The organism is Amycolatopsis sp. cmx-8-4 (genome assembly GCF_046548675.1).
Taxonomy (GTDB): Bacteria; Actinomycetota; Actinomycetes; order Mycobacteriales; family Pseudonocardiaceae; genus Amycolatopsis.
Genome location: NZ_JAEBDZ010000016.1, coordinates 16,277 through 29,320, shown reverse-complemented (window position 1 = coordinate 29,320; position 13,044 = coordinate 16,277). Strand labels below are relative to the sequence as shown.

Here is a 13,044-nt window from a genome sequence, read left to right as displayed (position 1 = left end):
AAGAAGTAGATAGAACAATAGACTTGGAGCAGCCAACGAGACAAGAAAGATGAATGCTATCATAATGACCAGGCTGGTGATTAATGTTGAACGTTCAGACCTGGTAAGCGTATTCTGGTCGTTGTGTCTTTGGCTAGGCATTATTACTTAAAGTATATAGATCCAGGCACATTAGCACAAGTACTTTACGAGAGAAGGCATGAAGAACCCCCCAATCCCGAACCACTGGATGTGACTCAAAGGGTTGGAGGGTTGGCTCTTCAGCTAGTTTTATTTAAACTTGTTACCCAACGTCGATTGCTGTTTTGGCGATCGTTGCGTACCCCTGCTGTCCCAGAGCGTTCGGGTGGAATACGTATGCTGGATCACCAATTCCTTGATTGACATTCTGAAACCAGGAAGTCCCGCTCGTGCCACAAACTTCATGACCGACAAACGGTGAATTGCTTGCGTTGACGGGCACGTAGCGAAGACGAGCGCTGCCGATCGCCGTCACTGTGTCCGAGATCTTCTGATCGAGCATGGTGACGATATTTCGGGCGCCTTGGGCGTTTCCCCAATGTGTCGCACCCTTGTACAGATACGCACACGAAGCACCTGCAAGAAGAGGGTCGTTCAGCGCCTTAATGGGGGCGACATGCGGATAGCCGAGCACGTAGATCTTGGCGTTCGGCGCCATCAGCAAGATGCGTTGGTAGGTCGAAGTTAACTTGGCCATCAGATCATTGTCGATGTGGTTTGTTGCCGCGTTGTACGCATTACTCCCAGGGGAGCAGTCATTAAAGACACATGCTCTCCCAAAGTCACCGAAACCAATGTCATTGCCACCAATTGTGATGGTGACGAGCTTCGCTGTGGCGTCCGGCCACCAGTCGAGCTGGATGCTCTCGTTCCACTGTTCGAGATCGGTGGCGTTGATCGTCACCGCCCCCGAGCATGCTCGGAAGCCGTTGGTCCCGAGCGACGGAATCTTGAGGCTTGTCCCAGCGATGAGCCGAGGGTAAGCCGCGGTACTCCGGTGACATGTATTAACGCCTGCGATATCGGTACCCGCCTCGAAAGGCGAAATACTTTCTCCAGATGAGAACGAGTCGCCGAGAGCGATGTAGGATGACACTGGACGCGGCGTCCTAGTGATGACCGCTCCTCGCGGGTAGTCCATACCGAGTCCGGTCACCTTGACCGGATACATAGTCGCTAGGTTCGGACTACTATCGCAGTTGCAGTGAACCTGAAGAAACAAAGTGTCGAGGCCGGTGACCGGCCCATTCTCTCCAATGTAGTTCAGTACATAGCCATACATCGACCCTACCGAGTGATCGGTATTGCCTTGCATGACGGTGTTTGCGTACGAAGTGGTGCCGGTTGCGGCATCGACGACCTTGATCTCGATCGCGTACTCGCTGGTCGGGTAGCTGACGTTGGTTGGCTGCAACATGTTTCGTACCAAGGCGATCTTGCCCGTGACGTCTGCGACGATCTGCGGACCGTACTCGTAAGAGTTAACGTTGCCTTGCGTGTCTGTGTACTGGTTCGGAAGCTGTGTTGACCACAGCTTGATGCCAGCTGCGTTAATCGACGTAACGGTAGACACCCACTCAGTGGGTGAAGCCGGTACGCCATTCGCGAGCATTTTCTGCTCTCGAATAAGCGCGACGATGCCGCCCCCTAGAACAGGAGTAAGCGAGGAGACGCTACTGTCGGCACCTGGTGTGGAGGCCGTAGCAGTCCAAGCTACCTGGCTCGTCCTGGGATCGTACATGGAGACGGTGGAGCTTTTGCCGGTACCACCGGTGATAGACCCACCCACGAACAGTCGTCCATCAGCGTTTACTTTCTCGTACCAGACGTCACCAATGGTGGCCTGGCCGAGGAACTTGCCGCTGTAGCTGTAGTAGCGTGCGTTTCCGTTGGACTGACCATGCAGGATGAGTCCATCCTTATACGCTCGCAGCATGGTGCTGCAATCGTTCGGGATGGTCACATCCAACACCTTGGTCGGCTGCGTCTGCCCGGCTGCGAGGTCGGGCTTGAGCCCGATGAGGTGCCCGTAGGTCAGGACGTAGACATTGCCGTCCGCGCCGATTGCGACCTTCGGTGTGCCGTTGTTGTCGCAGTGCGCCGGGTACTTCCACTTCAGCGTGTTGCCGCTGTACGCGAGCAGATTGGGGCCGATGCCCCATCCGCCGCCAGTGAGCGGGCCAGTGGGCACGCCGTAGGCGTTGCCGTTCTTATCGACAACCACATTCGAGATGCAGTTGGGCACACCATCGATCTGCGTTGCACGAGGGATCTGGCTAGCGACGGTGCCCGTGGGACCGTAGGTCACCAGATCCTGGCCAGGACTATCCGTACTACAGCCGACGGTGACGTTTCCAGCGGGGCTGGTCACGATACTGCCGTAGGTAGGGTTAGCCGCAACTGCCGGCCACTGAAGGACAGGGACTGACGGAGCTGCACTCGCAACGCCCGGAGCGATTACTCCAAGCATCGACGCCACCAGGGTCAACAGCATTACTGCCGCTGGCCGGTGTGTTGACTGACGCTTCATGCGTCTCACCACTCTCTACTCGTTGCGTATGAATTATTAACGAACGAAGAAAAAATACACATCTCAAGCTCATTCCTGAGCGAGTTGTTTCCTCTTGTTATTACTAAGGCCTGAAGAGCCTCATTATATATAACATAACTTGCTGTAAAAGCAAAACTATAGTGTAATGATAATTGTAAGAGACTAAACGGCGTAGCAGCCCTCGCTCGAATACGGGAGACTACGGACGCTCATGCGCCCCGCGCATCTTCACCCCGGACCTGATGAGGCTCGTGCGCAGGGTCTCGGCGGAAACGTCTAACTTGGTGGCGATGCGAGCCAGTGACCAGCCAGCTTCGTAGAGTCTGGAGGCCTTGGTGAGCACTGTCGGAGGGATGCCCGGCGTCAGATCGATGCCGTTAGCTTTGAGGTACTTGCCCACGGTCTGGCGGTGGACTCCGAAGCGCTGGCCAAGTTGGTAGGTAGACGCGCCGGCCTCGCGGGCAGCCACGAGCTGTTCTATTTCTGCTGGTCGGAGGCGTCGAGTGGTTTTGTATGCGGGTCGGGAGGCTGGGGTGGCCGGGAGTTGGTCCGGTAGGCTGCGGGCTATCTTGAACAGGTGTTTTGTGCGGTGTGTCGGGTGTGCACACGCCTTGACTCCGCCCACCATGTCCGCATCCTCAGTGAAGGGACCCGGCTGAACGCGTGCACGGTGCGGCGGTGTGGGTCCTCCTGGTGGCCGGCGCGATCGAGGCGATCGCGGGCCTGGCCTGGCTGTCTTTCCGATGGTGGTTCGCGCGCGGGCTGCGCCGCTACCGCGTGACGGCGGTGCGTCCGCTCCCGGCGGTCCTGCGGGTTTCCCTCGTGACCGGCACCGTCGTCGACGAGCTGAGTGGCGAGGAACGCGAGCTGCTGCGCACCACCGTGCCCGTGCTGGTGGACGACGTCGTGCGGTGCGGCCCGGCCGGAAGCGGCCGGGTGCGGCTGCTGCCGACGCCCCGGACCGCCTTGCCCGCCGCCTTCGTCGTGCGCGGGGTGCTGCTGGTGGCGTTCGGCTTGGCCTCCGGACAGCTGGGCCTCGCCGGCGATATCACCGCGTCCTATCTGCTCGTGGCCTGGGTGTTCACCCTGTTCGGGGCGTTGTCCGCGGGGACCGCGGCGGGACGCCTGCGCTTCGGACGGCGAGCCCGCGAGATCGAAGGTGACGTCGTCGACGAGCGGCGGTGGCTGAACCGGGCGCCGAGCGAGCCCAAGGTCCGCTACACCGTCTACGGGCGGGCCCGCTCGGCGTGGGCCGGGCGGTACACCTTCGTGTCGCCGCGCGTCGGGAAGACCGTCGCCGTGCTGCTCGACCCGCGCGCCGAGGCGTCCGTCCGCCGGGTGGGCGGCAGCTTCGGGATCTACCAGTTCTTCGGCGCCTTAGCCGGCCTGCTGGGCGTCCTGCAGTTCGTCGGCGCGCTCGGCTGAGGTCCGCATCCGCGTCACCAGGACCGCCAGGCCCGCGAAGAGCACCGCCGCGATCACGCCCGTGACGTTCAGGCCGGTCGTGAACGCCGCCTTCGCCTGGTTCGCGACGTCCGCGCGGGCGACGTCGGCGGCGAGGGTGGTGCCGGCCGGGAACGTGTGGTGGTAGACGGCCGTGGCGACCAGGCCGATGAAGGCCAGCCCCAGCGAGCCGCCGAGGTAGTTGCCGGTGTCGGCCATCGACGCGGCCGATCCGGCGCGCTCCGGCGGCACCGAGCCGACGACCAGGCCGATGCCCAGCGCGAACAGCGGGCCGGTGCCCAGCGTCAGCACCGCGATCCCCGCGACGACCAGCGGGAGCCCGTCGGTGAAGGCCAGCAGCAGGCCGCCGGCCGCCGAGACCACCAGGCCGCCGGCGATCGCCGGCGCCGGGGCCAGCCGCCGGGCCAGCGCGGGCGCCACCGTCGTGCCCGCCGCGACGCCGATGCCCATCGGCGCGAACAGCAGAGCCGACGCGAGCGGCGAGTGGCCGAGCACGCCCTGCAGGTACTGGGTGACCAGCAGGCCGACCCCCGCCATCGCGACGCCCGCGAACACCAGCGCGACCAGCACGGCGGTGAACGGCCGGTTCCGGAACAGCCGCAGGTCCAGCAGCGGCTCCGGTCTGCTCAGCTGACGGCGGACGAACACGGCGTCCAGCACGATCCCGGCGACGATCGCGCCCAGCGGCACGAGCAGGCCGGCGCCGGTGGTCAGCTGCTTGAGGCCGAACACGACCAGCAGGACCGCGGCGAGCGAGAGCGCGACGCCGCCGAAGTCGAGCCGTCCCGGCGCGGGCGTGCGGAACTCGGGCAGCAGGATCGGTCCGGCGATCAGCAGCACGGCCATGGCGGGCACGGCGATCAGGAAGATCGAGCCCCACGCGAAGTGCTGGAGCAGGAACCCGGCGAGGACCGGGCCGAGCGAGCCGCCGGCGAACTGGCAGGTGGCCCAGATCGAGATGGCCTTCCCGCGCTGCCGCTCGTCGCGGAACATGTTGGTGATCAGGGCGAGCGTCGAAGGCATGAGCGTCGCCCCGGCGATCCCCAGCGCCCCGCGGGCGGCGATGAGCAGCGCCGGGCTGGTGGCGAACGCGGCGACGACGGAGACGGCCGCGAAGGCCGCCCCGCCGACGAGCAGCAGCCGCCGCCGGCCGATCCGGTCGCCGAGGGTGCCCATGGTGATCACGAACCCGGCGACGAGGAAGCCGTAGCTGTCGGTGATCCACAGCTGCTCGGTGCCGCTCGCGCCCAGGTCGGCGCTCAGTTTCGGCAAGGCGAGGAACAGCGAGGTCATGTCCATCGCGACGAGCAGGGTGGGAAGCACGAGCACGAGCAGCCCAGCCACTCGCGCCGGCCGGCCGGCTTGTCCATTTCGACTCCTTCTCGGTGGGTGCGAACACCAAGGGGTCGGAGCCGCGGCCGGGGACCGGACACGGCTCCGTGAGACCTGGGTCACATAACCGAAGGCGCCGGTCCGGAGATGGGACTGATCGCCGACGTCGCGGACGCCGCCGGTCGGGTGATTCGACGACGTTCGACGATCCGGGCTACTGGGGCGCCAGCGGGTCGTTCAACTGGTAGAACCGACGACGTGAAGATCGTCGTGCTGGGTGCCACCGGGCTCGTCGGCCGGGCCGTCGTCGCCGCTCTCGGGCCGCGCCACGAGATCGTGCCCGTCGCGCGGTCCTCGGCGGTCCGCGCCGACCTGACCGACCCCGCGTCACTCGAGGCGCTGTTCACCAAGCCGGTCGACGCCGTCGTGTGCTGTGCCGCGAACGTCCCGCTGCGACCGCTCGGCGACCTCACCGGCGACCAGGTGCTCGACGACCTGCGCGGCAAGCTGCTCGGCCAGGTCGCGCTCGCGCGGCTCGCCGCCGGGCGCCTGCCGGACGGCGGCTCGATCACCCTCACCGGCGGCACGTTCACCGAGCCGATCCCCGGCAGCGGCCTCGGCGCGCTGGTCAACGCCGGGCTCGAGGGCTTCGTCCGCTCCGCGGCCGCCGAGCTGACGCGCGGGCTGCGCGTCAACGCCGTCAGCCCGGGCTGGATCAGCGAAACCCTCGAGGCCATGGGCGAAGACGGCCACCGCGGGACACCGGTGGCCGTCGTCGCCGAGGCCTACCGGGACCTCGTCGAAGGCGACGCGAACGGAACGACCGTCAGACCGCGGTAGCCGGAAGAATCGGGGTACGTCCGCCCTCTTTCGTGTCGCCCGGCTCGTCGGTACCAGGTAATGACGTATCCGGAGAATTGCTGGGCCGATCGGGTGATATGCGTTCGGAACTGTCCAGGATTTGTCCGTTCTCCCTGGAAACCACGGCTCGATCAATTTTTCGATGGTGCGGTGATACCGGCCTGATCGCGAGCTACAGTGGCTCGGATCGGGCGCGAGCGGGCAAGGAGGGCGCTGGGTGATCGAAAGACTGATCGGTGTGCTCGACGACTACGTTGCCGAGCACGGCTACGGCCGGTTGGGCGGAGCGGTCGTCACTTTTCTGGGAGTAGGCGGTGCGCTTAGTACGCTCTTCGGTGCTACTTGGTTCCGTCTGGTCAGTGTGACCGTGCTGGCGGTCGCGGCAGTACTGGTACTCCTCCTGGGTATCGCTGAGCGCAGGCGACTCTACGCCCGGATCGAGCGCGACGCGAACATGATTAACCGTTACGTCAACCTTGTTGAATTCGAGAATCCGTTCCATGTGAAGAAGTGGCGCCAAACCGTGGAGATTGCGGCGAACGGCGATTGTGTCATTCGTATTGAGCAGACGATCTCTCCGATCGAGGATGCAGAACCGCATTTCGTGAAGCTGAATTCGATCTATTACGGTTCGCTGTCACTCGGAGATCGCGCGAAGCGTCGCGTCAAGCAGTATGCGTACTTTCGCAATGGTGGTGGCCGAAACCGGGATGTTCGAGCTTACTCGACCTACTCGTGGGCTCAGTCCGCTGATGGGAGGCCTAAGCATAGTGTTGTAGTCCATCTGGCGAGCGGAGTGCGGAACGGCGACGTGGTGACGGTCGAGTGGCGGTGGCCGAAATTCTCTTCAGACCTGCGTACCGCTCGATCCGCCGAGTTGTTCGACGTCCTCTTCACCAATCGCGTGATCGACTTTCGGTACGAGATCAGACTGAAGGATGTCGCTGGTGTGCAGCCGGCGATCACCCGGCGTGGCCTGCGCGCGGTCGACGAACACTGGGACGGCGATGACTACGTTGTCGCCTTTGCCGCGAAGAGTCCGGCTCCTGGTACCCGGATCGGCGTCGAGCTCGACATGCAGCCACGAACAAAAAAGCAGGCTGTCTAGCTTTCGCTGAACAGCCTGCTCGAAGAACATCTACGTTCAGAGTTGAAAGAGGCGAAAACCGCCTCCTCCCTCCGTTCCGCCTGTCATGCGATCTCCATTTATGTAGGGGCGCGCACGCGCCTTCTTCTCGCCAAATCGGCTGGCAGGGCACGGACGTTACACCCGGGCTGCTTAGCTCGACAACAGGGTGTCGCCGGACCGAGTGGATCTTGTCGGCATCGCCTTCGCAGCTTCGGCGCGCCGTCCTGGGCCCGGCTATGATCCAAGGTTTCACTAGGGAAGGAATGGAGGTTCGCTCGACGGTGATTTTCTTTACGCTGGCTTGATGGCGGAGGTTTCAGACCGCGGTAGCGTGCCAGGCGTGGCCGGCGAAGACGTCGTCCAGCGGTGCTCCCGTCAGGCGGTTCGCGAACGTCGACAGTGTGTAGGTTCCGATGCCCAGCACCACTTCCAGCGCGTTCCGCGGCGTGTACCCCGCGCCGGTGAACGCGTCCAGCGCTTCGGGCGGGACCTCGCCGGTCGTGTCCATGACCGCGTGCACGAACCCGCGCAACGCCTCAAGGTGCGGCGCGGGCAGCGCCGACTCCGCCCGCAGCGCCGTGACCAGTTCCGGTGACGCGGAGAGGCCGTGCAGGGAAGCCGTGTGCATCGCGACGCAGAGGTGGCAGCCGTTGCGGGCCGCGACCGTCATGATCAGGACCTCGCGGTCCAGCGCCGGCAGGGTGGTGGACTCGAAGATCGCGTTCAGCTTGAGGAAGCCGTTCAGCAGCTCGGGTGACGTCGCCAGGCGGGCGACGGCGGCCGGGACGTGGCCGCCGAACTTCTTGGCCGTGGCCGCCATCGCGGGGCGGGCGGCCGGGGGAGCAGACTCCGGGGTGTGATCGGGGAACAAGACGTCTCCAGACGTAGGATCGACAATGTGGTTGTCGAAACCGTAAACCTGGTTGTCGAACTTGGCAAGGGGCTATGACCGACGTACCCGGCTACGAGCTGCCGTTCCTGCTCTTCGGCGGCTTCCGCACGCTCATCGACCGCCTGCACGCCGAGCTCGCCCGCCGCGGGCATGCGGGCGTCCGGCCGTCGTACGGCTTCGCGATGCAGGCGATCGGCGTCCAGGGTGCGACGGCGTCCGAGATCGGCCGGCGCCTCGGCGTCTCCAAGCAGGCCGCGGGCAAGACCGTGGAGCGGCTCGAGGCGCTGGGGTACGCCGAGCGCGCCGACGACCCGGCCGACGCGCGCCGCAAGATCGTGCGGCTCACCGCGCACGGCGTCGACGCCCTCACGAAGTCGGCGGAGATCTTCGACGAGCTGCGCGCGGACTGGGCGCGCACGGTGGGCGCCGATCGGATTGCGGCGCTGGAGACCGACCTGCGCGCCGTCGTCGGCCCCGCGGCCTACCGCCTCGACGCGGCGGGCTGGTTCACGAGCTAGAAGCCGCAGCCCGGGTTTGGTGCGTCCTCGGAGAGCGGGCTACCCGCCGGAAGCACGTACAGGACTTCGAGGACCAGCGGTGTAGTCCCGAGGTTGCGGCCGATGTGCACCTGGTCGGGCTGTTCGGTGAACGCCCGTCCGGTGCGGTAGCGGCCGTCGAGGGAGCAGTCGGCCTTGTTGTGCGTCAGCGTTCCCGCCTTCACGTACGCGTAGAGCGTGCCGTCGTGGAGGTGCCAGCCGGTGTAGCCGCCGGGCTGGATGGTGATCTCCCGCAGCGTGTAGCCGGTGTGGCCGATCGTCTTCTGCGCGAGGATCGTGCCGGTGACCCCGCTGCCGGGCGTCGCGGACGCGGTGGCGGGCAGCACCAGCAACGCGGCGAGTGCGGCGGTGGTGACGGCGATCGGCTTGCGCATCGGTGTCAGTCCTTCCGGAGGGTGCGCCGCAGCATCTTGCCCGACTCCGTGCGCGGCAGCTGCTCGGTGAAGTCGAACCGTTTGGGGGTCTTGAACCCGGCCAGCGCGGCGCGGCAGTGCTCGGCCAGCCGCGCGGCCAGGGCGTCGTCACCCGGCACGCCGGGGATCGGCTGGACGACGGCGATCACCCGCTGGCCCCACTCGTCGTCCGGCTCGCCGATCACCGCCGCGTCGGCGACGTCCGGGTGCGAGAGCAGCCGCGCCTCGATCTCGGCCGGGTAGATGTTGACCCCGCCCGAGAGGATCAGGTCGGTCCGGCGGTCGAGCAGGAACACGCGGCCTTCGGTGTCGCGGTAGCCGAAGTCGCCCACGGTCAGGAATTCGCCCGATCGGGCGGCCGCGGTCTTCGCCGGGTCGCCGAGGTAGTCGAGCGCGGTGTGCGCCGAACTGAAGTAGATCGTGCCGGGCTCGCCGAGCGGCACCTCGGCGCCGTCGTCGTCGACGATCTTCAGCCGCACGCCGGTCAGCGGCCGGCCGACCGTGCCCGGCGCCGCCAGCCACTCCGCCGCGGTGACGCCGCAGATCAGGCCCTCCGACGCGCCGTAGTACTCGTGCACGACCGGGCCGAGCCACGCGATCATCCGCTCCTTGACCTCGGGTGGGCACGGTGCCGCGCCGTGGATCACGCTCACCAGGCTCGACAGGTCGTACCGCGCGCGGACGTCTTCGGGCAGCCGCAGCAGCCGGTGGAACATGGTCGGCACGAGGTGGGTGCTCGTCACCCGGTGGCGCTCGACCAGCCGCAAGGTCTCCTCGGCGTCGAACTTGTCCATCAGCACCGCGGAGTGCCCGAGGTGCATCGCGTTGACGCTGAACGAGCCGGGCGCGGCGTGGTAGAGCGGGCAGGCCACGAGGTGCACGCCCGGGCCCTCGTGGACGTCCATCATCGCGAGCAGGTCGCGGTGGATTTCGTGCAGGGACGGCGGTTTCCCGCTGAGCGCGCGGCGGACGCCCTTCGGCCGGCCCGTGGTGCCCGAGGTGTAGAGCATCGTCTGCCCGGCCGTCCGCGGTTCCGGCGCGGTGGACGGCTCGTCCTCGCCCCAGGACGTGTAGTCCGCCCAGCCGTCCGCCGCGCCGACCGAAAAGCGTTCCACGGCAACCAAAGGCGGGCAGTCGCGCGCGATGTCCGCGTCCGCGACGACGACGCGTGCGCCGCTGTTGCCGACGACGTAGGCGATTTCCTCGGCGGAGGACCGGTAGTTGACCGGCGTGAAGTACATCCCCGCCTGCAGCGTGGCGAACAGCAGCTCGAAGTAGGGGAGTCCGTTGTGGACGATCGCGACGACGCCGTCGCCCTCGCCGAGGCCGAGCCGGTGCAGGGCGTGCGTCAGCCGGTTCGCCCGCGCGGCCAGCTCGCCGAAGGTCGCGGACCGCCCGTCCGGGGCGAGCACCGCGAGCCGGTCCGGGTGCTGTGCGGCGACGTCGTAGAAGGTGCTCACGCACCGCACGCTACCGGGCCTGTTCGGCTGGGCGCTGCCGGAGGAGTACGGCGGCCTCGGGCTCGGCATGGCCGAAGACGTCCGGCCGGCCATCGAGCTCGGCTGGACGACGCCCGCGTTCCGGTCCCTGTTCGGCACCGACAGTGGCATCGCGGGCCAGGCGATCGCGTCGTTCGCGCTCAAGGGCTGACTTGCGCTGGAGTGCACTCCAGCTCTTAACGTCGGGGGTATGACCACTGCACAGCACAAGACCGGCTCGGGCTTCGGCGCCACCAGCACGGCGTCCGACGTCCTGGCCGGCATCGACCTGACCGGCAAGCTCGCGATCGTCACCGGTGGCTACTCCGGCATCGGGCTCGAGACGACGCGCGCGCTGACGCGGGCGGGCGCGCACGTCGTCGTCCCGGCACGGCGCCGGGCGACGGCGGAAGAAGCGTTGCGGGGCTTGGACGACGTCGAGATCGACGAGCTGGACCTCGGTGACCTCGACAGCGTCCGCGCGTTCGCCGAACGGTTCGTCGCGTCGGGGCGCGGCATCGACGTCTTCATCGGCAGCGCCGGGATCATGGCGGCGCCGGAGACCCGCGTCGGCCCGGGCTGGGAGGCGCAGTTCGCGACCAACCACCTCGGCCACTTCGCCCTGGTGAACCGGCTCTGGCCCGCGTTCAACCCGGGCGCGCGCGTCGTCTCGGTGTCTTCGCGCGGCCACCACTACGGCCCGGTCCGCTTCGACGACCTCAACTTCGAGCAGGGCTACGACAAGTGGCTCGCCTACGGCCAGGCGAAGACGGCGAACGTCCTGTTCGCGGTCCAGCTCGACAAGCTCGCGCAGGGCCACGGCGTCCGCGCGTTCGCCCTGCACCCGGGCCGGATCCTGACCGACCTGGTGCGGCACCTGAGCCGCCAGGAGCTGATCGACGCGGGCATGGTCGACGAAGAGGGCCGGACCTCCGGCGACATCAAGACGCCGGAACAGGGCGCGGCGACCCAGGTCTGGGCGGCGACGTCCCCGCAGCTCGGCGGCCTCGGCGGCGTCTACCTCGAAGACTGCGACGTCGCCGAGCCCGCCCCGGCCGACGGCACGCGCGTCGGCGTGCGTGACTACGCGATCGACCCGGCGCTCGCCGAGCGCCTGTGGACGGTGTCGGCCGAGCTGACCGGCGTCAACGCCTTCTAGAGCTTCTCGACCGCCTTCACGAGCAGCTCGATCTCGTCCTCGGTGTTGTAGTAGTGCACCGACGCCCGGACGAGGTCCGGCAGTTCGCGCGCGGTGAAGTCGAACTGCGCCGACGTGCGCGACGACACCGACGTGTTGATCCCCGCCTCCGCCAGCCGCGCCTTGATGTCCGCGGCGGGGGTGTCCTCGACGCTGAAGGTGACGATGCCGCACTTCTTCACGCCGACGTCGCGCACGCGGGCGCCGACGTCGGCCAGCCGGCCGCGCAGCGTCCCGGCCAGGGAAGCGACGCGGGCCTCGATGGCCGGCAGGCCCCACTCGAGCGCGTAGTCGATCGCCGCGCCTAGGCCGAAGACCGCGGCGAAGTCGCGTTCCCACACCTCGAAGCGCTTGGCGGTCGGGTCGACGACGTACTCCGTGGGCGCCGTCCAGACCGCCGAGTGCAGGTCGAGCATCGCCGGCTCCAGCCGCTCGCGCAGCCGCGGGTGGACGTACAGGAAACCGGTGCCACGCGGCCCGCGCAGGTACTTGCGGCCGGTCACCGACAGCGCGTCGCACTTCAGGCGCGAGACGTCGAGGTCGAGCTGGCCCGCGGACTGGCACGCGTCGAGCAGGAACGGGATCCCGGCAGCTTCGGCGACCTCGCCGATCTCCTCGGCCGGGTTGACCAGCCCGCCCTGGGTGGGCACATGGCTGACGGCGATCAGCTTGACGCTGCCGTCGATCCGGCGCTTCAGGTCCTCGACGTCGAGCTGGCCGGACTCGTCGTCGCCGACCACCTCGACGACCGCGCCGGTGCGCCGGGCGACCTGCAGGTACGCGATCGCGTTGCTGGCGTATTCGGCGGTGGAGGTGAGGATCCGGTCGCCCGCGGCGAACGGCAGCGCGTAGAAGACGGCCTGCCAGGACCGCGTCGCGTTGTCGGTGATGGCGATGTCGTCGGGTTCGCCGCCGACCAGCCTCGCCGCCGACGTGTACACCGCCGCCAGCCGGTCCTTGGCCTCGGCGGCCGCTTCGTACCCGCCCATCAGCGCTTCGTGGCGCAGGTAGTCGACCACCGTGTCCGTCACGACGGCCGGGGGCAGGGCGGATCCGGCGTTGTTGAAGTGGACCACTTCCGCGCAGCCGGGGGTCTCACGGCGGGCGCGGTCGACATCGAAGCCGTCAAAGGTCATGCAAACTGAATA

General features: G+C 66.9%; 12 protein-coding genes and 1 pseudogene. 6 read left to right on the top strand and 7 right to left on the bottom strand.

Going from position 1 to position 13,044, the window contains the following annotated elements; all coding sequences use genetic code 11:
• Positions 1-283: 283 nt before the first annotated feature.
• Entirely contained in the window at positions 284-2,392 is a 2,109-nt protein-coding gene (locus ACLJQZ_RS29910) for an SGNH/GDSL hydrolase family protein (protein WP_410623200.1), read from the bottom strand.
• A 379-nt stretch (positions 2,393-2,771) separates the two neighbouring features.
• The gene (locus ACLJQZ_RS29905; protein ID WP_410623199.1) at positions 2,772-3,041 is read right to left on the bottom strand and encodes a hypothetical protein; all 270 of its coding nucleotides are present in this window, start codon (positions 3,039-3,041) and stop codon (positions 2,772-2,774) included.
• A 209-nt stretch (positions 3,042-3,250) separates the two neighbouring features.
• Here ACLJQZ_RS29905 and ACLJQZ_RS29900 point away from each other — a divergent pair, with 209 nt between their 5' ends.
• Positions 3,251-3,997 carry a hypothetical protein gene (locus tag ACLJQZ_RS29900; protein WP_410623198.1) on the top strand — a complete coding sequence of 249 codons (747 nt, stop codon included), beginning with the start codon at positions 3,251-3,253 and terminating at the stop codon, positions 3,995-3,997.
• Here the strand turns inward: ACLJQZ_RS29900 and ACLJQZ_RS29895 are convergent.
• On the bottom strand, positions 3,950-5,365 hold the full coding sequence (locus tag ACLJQZ_RS29895; protein WP_410623197.1) for an MFS transporter: 1,416 nt from the start codon (positions 5,363-5,365) through the stop codon (positions 3,950-3,952). The two genes, ACLJQZ_RS29900 and ACLJQZ_RS29895, sit on opposite strands and share 48 nt — an antisense overlap.
• Before the next feature lie 261 nt (positions 5,366-5,626).
• On the opposite strand from ACLJQZ_RS29895, the gene ACLJQZ_RS29890 reads away from it, so the two are divergent.
• Positions 5,627-6,208, top strand: coding sequence for a short chain dehydrogenase (locus ACLJQZ_RS29890; protein WP_410623196.1), 582 nt, complete (start codon positions 5,627-5,629; stop codon positions 6,206-6,208).
• Between the two features lie 238 nt (positions 6,209-6,446).
• On the top strand, positions 6,447-7,337 hold the full coding sequence (locus ACLJQZ_RS29885; RefSeq protein ID WP_410623195.1) for a hypothetical protein: 891 nt from the start codon (positions 6,447-6,449) through the stop codon (positions 7,335-7,337).
• Positions 7,338-7,674: 337 nt separating this feature from the next.
• Here the strand turns inward: ACLJQZ_RS29885 and ACLJQZ_RS29880 are convergent, their stop codons facing one another.
• Positions 7,675-8,178, bottom strand: coding sequence for a carboxymuconolactone decarboxylase family protein (locus ACLJQZ_RS29880; protein WP_410623350.1), 504 nt, complete (start codon positions 8,176-8,178; stop codon positions 7,675-7,677).
• Between the two features lie 125 nt (positions 8,179-8,303).
• Between ACLJQZ_RS29880 and ACLJQZ_RS29875 the strand changes: the two genes are divergently transcribed.
• Positions 8,304-8,768 (top strand): MarR family winged helix-turn-helix transcriptional regulator, encoded by a 465-nt coding sequence (locus ACLJQZ_RS29875; protein ID WP_410623194.1) that lies wholly within the window; start codon positions 8,304-8,306, stop codon positions 8,766-8,768.
• On the opposite strand, the gene ACLJQZ_RS29870 is transcribed toward ACLJQZ_RS29875, so the two are convergent.
• Together ACLJQZ_RS29870 and ACLJQZ_RS29865 are read right to left on the bottom strand one after the other, a co-directional pair.
• Complete coding sequence (locus ACLJQZ_RS29870) at positions 8,765-9,181, bottom strand: cupin domain-containing protein (RefSeq protein WP_410623193.1); 417 nt, start codon at positions 9,179-9,181, stop codon at positions 8,765-8,767. The genes ACLJQZ_RS29875 and ACLJQZ_RS29870 overlap by 4 nt on opposite strands.
• A gap of 5 nt (positions 9,182-9,186) precedes the next feature.
• On the bottom strand, positions 9,187-10,680 hold the full coding sequence (locus tag ACLJQZ_RS29865; protein ID WP_410623192.1) for an AMP-binding protein: 1,494 nt from the start codon (positions 10,678-10,680) through the stop codon (positions 9,187-9,189).
• A 16-nt stretch (positions 10,681-10,696) separates the two neighbouring features.
• Between ACLJQZ_RS29865 and ACLJQZ_RS29860 the strand changes: the two are divergent.
• Positions 10,697-10,846 (top strand): annotated as a pseudogene (locus ACLJQZ_RS29860) (acyl-CoA dehydrogenase family protein); the annotation flags it as partial.
• Positions 10,847-10,909: 63 nt separating this feature from the next.
• Positions 10,910-11,857: an SDR family NAD(P)-dependent oxidoreductase gene (locus ACLJQZ_RS29855; RefSeq protein ID WP_410623191.1), complete on the top strand. Its 948-nt coding sequence runs from the start codon at positions 10,910-10,912 to the stop codon at positions 11,855-11,857.
• On the opposite strand, the gene ACLJQZ_RS29850 is transcribed toward ACLJQZ_RS29855, so the two are convergent.
• The gene (locus ACLJQZ_RS29850) at positions 11,854-13,032 is read right to left on the bottom strand and encodes an aminotransferase class V-fold PLP-dependent enzyme (RefSeq protein ID WP_410623190.1); all 1,179 of its coding nucleotides are present in this window, start codon (positions 13,030-13,032) and stop codon (positions 11,854-11,856) included. The genes ACLJQZ_RS29855 and ACLJQZ_RS29850 overlap by 4 nt on opposite strands.
• Positions 13,033-13,044 lie beyond the last annotated feature (12 nt).

What these genes read in the sequence shown, in the direction of transcription:
- ACLJQZ_RS29880 (WP_410623350.1), bottom strand. Translation starts at nt 8,178, where the DNA reads ATGGCGGCCACGGCCAAGAAGTTCGGCGGCCACGTCCCGGCCGCCGTC.
- ACLJQZ_RS29875 (WP_410623194.1), top strand. Translation starts at nt 8,304, where the DNA reads ATGACCGACGTACCCGGCTACGAGCTGCCGTTCCTGCTCTTCGGCGGC.
- ACLJQZ_RS29850 (WP_410623190.1), bottom strand. Translation starts at nt 13,032, where the DNA reads ATGACCTTTGACGGCTTCGATGTCGACCGCGCCCGCCGTGAGACCCCC.
- ACLJQZ_RS29855 (WP_410623191.1), top strand. Translation starts at nt 10,910, where the DNA reads ATGACCACTGCACAGCACAAGACCGGCTCGGGCTTCGGCGCCACCAGC.
- ACLJQZ_RS29870 (WP_410623193.1), bottom strand. Translation starts at nt 9,181, where the DNA reads ATGCGCAAGCCGATCGCCGTCACCACCGCCGCACTCGCCGCGTTGCTG.